Source organism: Thiolapillus sp. (assembly GCF_048562965.1).
GTDB lineage: Bacteria > Pseudomonadota > Gammaproteobacteria > Chromatiales > Chromatiaceae > Thiolapillus > Thiolapillus brandeum_A.
In genome coordinates, this window is sequence record NZ_JBHNMF010000144.1 from 1 (window position 1) to 7,214 (window position 7,214).

Consider the following 7,214-nt stretch of genomic DNA (forward strand, 5'->3'; position numbering starts at 1 on the left):
TTGTGGATGGATAACCATGGCGTTATGCTTCCTCCAGGTTTTGCGTGAGCCAGTCGTTCAATATCTGGCGGGTTCGGAACAAAGGATAGCTCCTTTTTGGAATATAATCACATGGTACCCGGCAATCCTGCAGTTCCAGTATTGCAGCAACGGCTTCAGGCAACAACCTTTCGATATCAAAAGGTGGTTCGGGTTCGGTGAATTGTGACATGAGGAGCCATATCCGGGTAACTGGAGAACACCCTGCAAGGTTATCAGCCATGATGAATGGCTTGCAAACAGTTATCCCGCCATTGTGGCCGCTTGTTGTATCGCCGCCAGCAGGCTACCTGCTTCGGCTGATCCCGTGCCGGCCAGATCCAGCGCAGTGCCATGGTCGACAGATGTCCGGATGAAAGGTAGCCCCAGGGTGATGTTGACGGCGTTGCCGAATCCCATATGCTTGAGCACGGGCAGGCCCTGATCGTGGTACATGGCAAGCACGGCATCGGCCTGTTCGAGATAACGTGGTGTGAACACTGTATCTGCAGGCAGGGGGCCAAGCAATTGCAGGCCGTCCTGGCGCAACGCTTCCAACACGGGGGCAATGATGTTCATCTCCTCTGTGCCCAGGTGGCCACCTTCTCCGGCATGTGGGTTGAGGCCGCATACCAGGATTTTGGGACTGTGCAGATTGAACCTGCTCTGCAGGTCTGTGTGCAGGATGCGGATGACCCGGGTCAGCAGATTGGGCGTGATAGCATCGCTGACCTCCCTCAAGGGCAGGTGTGTGGTCGCCAATGCGACCCGCAACCCGGGGCAGGCAAGCATCATGACGGGGTAGCCGCCGCTGAGCTCCGCCAGAAATTCGGTATGGCCGCTGAACGGAATGCCTGCGTCGTTGATGATGCCTTTGTGCACCGGGCCGGTTACCAGTGCGGCATACTGCTTGTTCAGGCAGCCTTCCGCGGCGAGTCGCAGACATTCCAGCACGTAGCCGGCATTGTTTCTGTCCAGCCTGCCAGGTGTGCAGGCACGGGGCATGCGCACCGGATGGACATGCAGTGTGCCGGCTTTCGTCGCCTGTGTTGGGGGTGTTGAGGTTTCGGTAATGGCGATGTCCAGGTTCAACAGTGCTGCACGCTGCGCCAGCATGTCGGGGTCAGCCACGACAATTGCAGGGGTGTTCATCCCTCTGTGAGCCACCTGCAGGATCAGGTCTGGGCCGATACCGGCCGGTTCACCCGGCGTGATGACGATGCTCAATACCGGTCTTCCAGGTGGGTTTCGACGAAGGCCTGGTCGCGCAGCTTGCGCAGGTAGAGCTGCAGTGCTTCATCCGCCTTGCGTTTGCGCAGCGCCAGCTTGGCCTTGTTGCGCTTCACTTCATCGGTGGCATCGAAATCGCGGCGCTCCAGCACCTGAACGATGTGCCAGCCGAACTGTGTGCGGAAGGGCTCGCTCAGGCCGCCGACGGGCAGCGCGTCCATAACTTCCTCGAACTTGGGCACCAGGTTTCCGGGGCTTACCCAGCCCAGGTCGCCGCCCTTGATGGCAGAACCCTTGTCGTCGGAATGGGCGCGGGCCAGAGCGGCGAAGTCTTCACCCCCCTTTATGCGCTGGTAGAGCTGCTCCAGCCGGTTTCTCGCGTCATCATCCGAGGTGAGTTCGTCGGTGCGAATGAGAATATGGCGTGCGTGAGTCTGCTTGATGATATTGCGGTCACCGCCCTTGTAGTCCTCCAGTTTGATGATATGGAAGCCGCTGGCGGCATGAAAGGGGCCGCGCACGTCGCCACGCTCCATTTCCGCCAGTTCGGAAAGGAACAGGCTGGGCACCTGCCCTGCCTCCAGCCAGCCCAGGTCGCCACCGTCCAGCGCTTGCCTTCCTGCTGAATAGCGTGAGGCAAGCGCAGCGAAATTCTCACCTTTCTTCAGTCGTTGCAGGATGTCCACGGCCTGTTTCCGGGCCTTGGCAATCTCTTCGCTGGAAGCGCCGTCGGGGGTGGCGATGAGGATGTGCCGGATATGATAGGCCTCCCGCCCGCCCGGGTTCTGTTCCGCATGGGCCAGATAATTGTCAACTTCGGCCTTGGTGACCTGTATGCGGCTGATGACCTCCCGGTTGCGCAGCCGCTGAAGCGTGATTTCCTCCCGAAGCTGTTCACGGTATTTGTCCACAGACATGCCTTCCTTTTCGAGCGCCTCGGCGAGTTCGTCCATGGTGAGGCCGTTTTGTGCGGCAATGTTGTTCATGGCAGAAAGCAGGGTTTCGTCATCGATGGAAATGCCCAGCTTTTTGGCTTCCTCAATCTGCAGCTTGTAAAGAATGAGCCGGTCCAGCGCCCGTTTCTGAAGTTCATCCTCCGGGATATCAGTGGCGCCTGCCTGCTCCAGCTTGCTGCGGATAGCGGCTGTTTCGTCCTGCAGTTCACTTTGCAGCACCACATCGTCATTGACGATGGCGACAATGCGATCCATGAGGCCGTCTTCTGCGGCAGCAGGTTCCGGGATCAGGGAAGACAGGAGGGGAAGCAGCAGTAAAAGCAGGAAAAAAGGTGCAGACGTCTTCGTCTTGTGCTCAGTACCCATATATTGTTCGATCCAGGAAGTTGTCGATATTGTTGCCCAGTTTGCCCAGCCCGTTCAGTTCGAGCTGCAGCAATGCGGTGTTATTGTACTCGGTGCCGTTGCTGTCCAGATAGCGGCGCCAAACGGCGCGTATGCGCCAGCAGCAGTCGCCGTATTCGATGCCCGCCACGGTTTCGAGATCATGGCGCTCTTCAACAGAGTAGTACCAGCGGCCTATCAGGCCGATCTTGTTGGAAACCGGCCAATAAGCGGCCAGGTCGGTTTGTTCCAGCGTGCCTTCGCGCAAGCGCCAGGAGGCGTGCAGGCGTTCGCCCGAATCGCCCCCGTAGCTCGCCTGGGCCAGCCCCTGCTGGACGCGGGTGTCGGCGTGGGTATCAACCTGTACGCCGGCACGCAACAGCCAGTGGTCGAAGATACCGGTAGTCAGCTCTGCAATCACAGAGGAACTGCTGGTATCTATGGGTTCGTCGTCAAGCAGCGTAACCCGGCGATCCTCGAAGTAATAGATCTGACCAATGCTGGCGTTCAACAGTTCCCTGCCATCGCTGCCTGAGAGTACGCGGCTGGTCAGTGCCAGCGTCAGCTGGTTGGCATCGCCCACCCGGTCAGGGCCATTGAACCTGTTGTCGTGGAACAGGTTGCTGAAGTTGAAGTCCAGATAGCTGGTGTCGAACAGGGGGATGTCAGACTGCTTCTTGTAAGGCGTATAGAGATAGTAGGCGCGCGGTTCGAGGGTGTGGGTCATGTTCCGCCCGAACCAGGTGACATCGCGGTCGAACATCAGGCCGCTGTCCAGGCTGATGCTGTAGGTGCTGCGGCTGGGTGAGCTGCTTTGTCCCGGAAGCTGTCCATCCAGGGAATAGGAAGTATATCGGGCATTCAGGGCGGGTTCGATGAAGCCCCAGTCACGGCGCCATGGCAGGCTGATGCGTGGCTTCAGGTCGACCCGCAGGCCGGTAACGCTGTCTTCCCGGTAAAAATTGCTCACTTCCCCGGCAAGGCTGTAATCCAGGCCTGCGGGTCCCTGGTACTGCAGCCAGTGGACAGCCATCCGGGGCAGCAGGCTGTAGGGCCGGTCTTCGGGCAGGATGCTGTCGTCCAGGGTGCGGTAGTGGCGCAGTTCCGCCACGGCATCCCAGTTACGGTTGCGCCAGCTCAGTGCCGCCCGGTTGCGCAGATGGCGTGTACTGGTGACGGCCAGGCTTTGCCCCAGATCGTCGAGATAGCCCTGATCGGACACCCAGTTCAGGTCGAGGTCGGCTGCCAGGCCGGGCGTGATCTGGCCCAGGTTGCTGTGCGTACGGGCGCGAAGGGCACCGCGCGTGCTGTTGCCCTCATAGAGGCGGTCGTCCGGCAATATTTCAGCCAGCAGCCTGCCGCTGTGAGAGGGCGTCAGGAAACGGAATTCACCGCCGAGCAGTAGCCCGCGCTTGCTCAGCAGGCGGGGCATGAATGTGGCATCGTAATTGGGCGCGAGGTTGAAATAGTAGGGTACGGTGATATCTGCCCCATTTTTCGAAGAGTAGCCCAGAGAGGGTACCAGCAGGCCGCTCTTGCGGGAATCGTCCAGGGAGACAGTCAGCGTCGGCGCATAGAAGATCGGTACACCCAGAAAACGCAGCTTGGCGGCCCGGAAAGTGCCGATCTGGTTTTTCTGGTCGATGTCCATGCTTTCGGCGGACAGCACAAAGCCCCTGTTGCCAGGTGGGCAGGTGGTGTAACTGATGTTCTCGAAGCGACTGTGATCCTTGTCCAGCAGCGCCATGCGGCCGGCTTCCCCGCGGGCCTTGCGGCTGGGAATGCGGTAGCTCACCTGGCTCATTTCGCCCTTGTGGCGGTTCAGGTCGAACCATGCCTGACTGCCGAGTAGCCGCAGATCACGGAGCTGGATCAGCAACTGCTGGTCCGCCTTGATCAGCTGGCGTTGGTTGTCGAAATGCAGTTTGTCGGCGTAGACGGTTTGTTTGGGGTGGTGAATCACCACATTGCCCTGGAACTCTGCGGTGTTCTGTTCCGGCAACGCCGTTGCACTGTCGGCTTCTATGACGATGAGGCCATTTGCCGGGCTTTGCCGCGCCACGGCTGGCACAGCCTGGCACTGCTCCCACGCTATGCCCTCATCCAGCAGTACCGTGAAATGGTTAGTGGCCGGGGGAGAGGCTGTTTGTTCCGCAGGCCCGGCTGGTTGTGCGGGAGGTTTTTCGGCAGGTTGTTCATCGTCGGGGGCGGGACTCTCTGCTTCTGCTGCAGTCTGTTCCGGTTCGGCCGCCCGGGTTTCCTCGCTGCCTCTTTTCGGACTGACGGCGGGCGGTTCCAGAGGTTTGGGTTCTGGTTTTGCAACAGGCGGTTTAGGCGGGAGAGGCTCGGGCTGTGACGCCGGGGCCGCAGCTTCAGGTTTTGCCGGTGGAGGCGTGGTTATGCCCCTTTCCTGCGGGGGCTTTGCCGGAGTTGGTCCGTCAGCGGGAGGGGGCTTAAGGGAAGGTGGCCCCGCCTTCAGTTCTACCGTTCCTGCAGCGCCGCAGCGCCAGCCTTTCCCGTCTGGCGCAGGCACGCACTCCCACTGCTCAGGCGCTGCCAGGCTCACGCCGTATAAAAGGCTGCAGCAGACAAGTGAAGCGAGACGGCGGCGATTGAGAGGGCTATGTATCAAGATCCATTGTTCCGGTAGTTTCCACGCGGGCGCGGGTAAAATCGCATAGAATGGCGGCTGATTCAATGCTTGTGCCAACAAATAATATGTCCCAACGTCTGACCCTACTGGAAAACTGGCTGAAAACGGGCTGTGGCCTGACAGATTTTGCCCTCGAACCGGCATCGGAAGATGCCAGTTTCCGCCGTTATTTCCGGGTTTTTCTGGCTGATGGCCAGACCCGTATCGCCATGGATGCTCCGCCGGAGAAGGAAAATTGCGCGCCTTTCGTGGATGTGGCCCGGCGACTGCACGAAGCAGGCGTGCATGCGCCGCAGGTGTATGCACGGGATCTGGATCAGGGCTTCCTGCTGCTCGAAGATCTTGGGGCGCAGTCCTATCTGGATGTCCTCGACGATGAATCGGTGGAACGTCTGTACGGCGATGCCCTGGCTGCCCTGGTGAGCATGCAGGCCTGCATCGATCCGGCCGGACTGCCGGAATATGACGGCGAACTGCTGCAGGCAGAGATGGCGCTCTTCCCGCAGTGGTTGCTGCAGCAGCATCTGGGGCTAGAGTTGTCCGAAACGGAACAGGTGATGCTGGATGAAAGCTTCGCGAAACTGACCGAAGCCGCGCTGGAGCAGCCCCGGGTGTTCGTCCACCGGGACTATCATTCCCGCAATCTCATGGCGGATACCGTTCAGCCACCCGGGGTCATCGATTTTCAGGATGCCGTGCGGGGACCGGTAACCTATGACCTGGTGTCATTGCTGCGCGACTGTTATATCCGCTGGTCCGGCACCCGGGTGGATGAATGGGCCTGGGGCTATTATCAGCTTTGCGTGCAGTCGGGCGTGCTGAAGGATCAGCATGAAAGCCATTTCCTGCGCTGGTTCGATCTCATGGGTGCTCAGCGCCACCTCAAGGCGTCCGGTATCTTTGCCCGTCTGGCCCACCGGGATGGCAAGACCGGCTATCTGGGCGATATTCCCCGCACCCTGTGTTATATCGTGGAACTTGCCCAGAGACGGGAGGAGCTGACTCCCCTGGCTGCCTTCATCCAGGAGCGGGTGCTGTCTTCGCCCCGTCTGACCGAATTTTCCGCATAGGGCAGTGGGAACCCGGTGTTCGACAAACTTCGTCTGCTGACCTTCGATCTGGATGACACGCTGTGGGCCACTGCGCCGGTGATTCTGGCCGCCGAGCGCAGGCTACACCGCTGGCTGATGCTTCATGCACCCGAGGCTGCGGCAAACCGTTCCATCGAGGTCATGCGCAAGCAGCGGCTGGACTGGATGGCGAACAACCCTTCCCGGGCCCATGACCTGACGCTGGTACGTCTTAAGACTCTTGAAGCATTGCTGGATGAGTTTGGTTATCCCCCTTCACTGGCGGTTCAGGGCCTGCAGGTATTCCGTCAGGCCCGTAATCAGGTCGTTCCCTGGGGTGATGTACTGCCGGTGCTGAAGCACCTGCGGCGCCACTATACGCTGGTGTCGCTTACCAACGGCAATGCACAGGTGGAACATACTCCCCTGAAGTCCTGTTTCCACCTGTCCCTGAGCGCGGAAGATGTGGGTGCTGCAAAACCCCATCCGGCCATGTTTCACGAGGTGGCCCGCCGCTTCGGCCTGGATTTCGGGGAGATGCTGCACGTGGGAGATGACTGGGAGCGGGACATCCTGCCTTCGGCCCGCCTGGGCATGGCGACTGCCTGGGTGCATCGCCAGCCGCTGGGAGGGCAGAACAGAAAGCGGGCGGACTTGTGTTTGTTCAATTTGTATCCTTTGCGGGTATATCTTACAAAACAGCATATATAGCTGACCCCGACGCTGTGTATAACGCCTGGATTGGGTACTGTTGTTACCCTTTTTTTACTGGATCTTCCACCACTAGAGTTTAGAGTAAGCAACATTGTTCCACCGTATATTTTCGGGTGAAATAAAGTTGCTATTTTGTTCATACTGCCCGTTAGAGCTTGTTCTATACGCTGATTGCTGCATCCTGCTCAC

The 7,214-nt window shown here is 59.4% G+C and carries 6 protein-coding genes; 3 read left to right on the plus strand and 3 right to left on the minus strand.

Annotated elements, in window-relative coordinates; all coding sequences use genetic code 11:
* Positions 1-208: hypothetical protein (locus ACOCD2_RS09345; RefSeq protein WP_293701645.1), on the plus strand; the 208-nt coding region annotated here is incomplete at its 5' end.
* Between the two features lie 74 nt (positions 209-282).
* Here ACOCD2_RS09345 and pdxA read toward each other — a convergent pair.
* The 3 genes from pdxA to lptD are packed head-to-tail and all read right to left on the minus strand — an operon-like array spanning position 283 to position 5,220.
* Positions 283-1,245: a 4-hydroxythreonine-4-phosphate dehydrogenase PdxA gene (gene pdxA / locus ACOCD2_RS09350; protein ID WP_293647052.1), complete on the minus strand. Its 963-nt coding sequence runs from the start codon at positions 1,243-1,245 to the stop codon at positions 283-285.
* On the minus strand, positions 1,242-2,570 hold the full coding sequence (locus tag ACOCD2_RS09355; protein ID WP_293647050.1) for a peptidylprolyl isomerase: 1,329 nt from the start codon (positions 2,568-2,570) through the stop codon (positions 1,242-1,244). The genes pdxA and ACOCD2_RS09355 overlap by 4 nt, the downstream gene beginning before the upstream one ends.
* Positions 2,560-5,220, minus strand: a complete 2,661-nt coding sequence (gene lptD, locus ACOCD2_RS09360) for an LPS-assembly protein LptD (protein WP_293647048.1) — start codon at positions 5,218-5,220, stop codon at positions 2,560-2,562. Before lptD ends, ACOCD2_RS09355 begins: the two co-directional genes overlap by 11 nt.
* Before the next feature lie 86 nt (positions 5,221-5,306).
* Between lptD and ACOCD2_RS09365 the strand changes: the two genes are divergently transcribed.
* Together ACOCD2_RS09365 and ACOCD2_RS09370 are read left to right on the plus strand one after the other, a co-directional pair.
* Positions 5,307-6,311 (plus strand): aminoglycoside phosphotransferase family protein, encoded by a 1,005-nt coding sequence (locus tag ACOCD2_RS09365; protein WP_293647046.1) that lies wholly within the window; start codon positions 5,307-5,309, stop codon positions 6,309-6,311.
* A 15-nt stretch (positions 6,312-6,326) separates the two neighbouring features.
* Complete coding sequence (locus tag ACOCD2_RS09370) at positions 6,327-7,022, plus strand: HAD family hydrolase (protein WP_293647044.1); 696 nt, start codon at positions 6,327-6,329, stop codon at positions 7,020-7,022.
* Positions 7,023-7,214 lie beyond the last annotated feature (192 nt).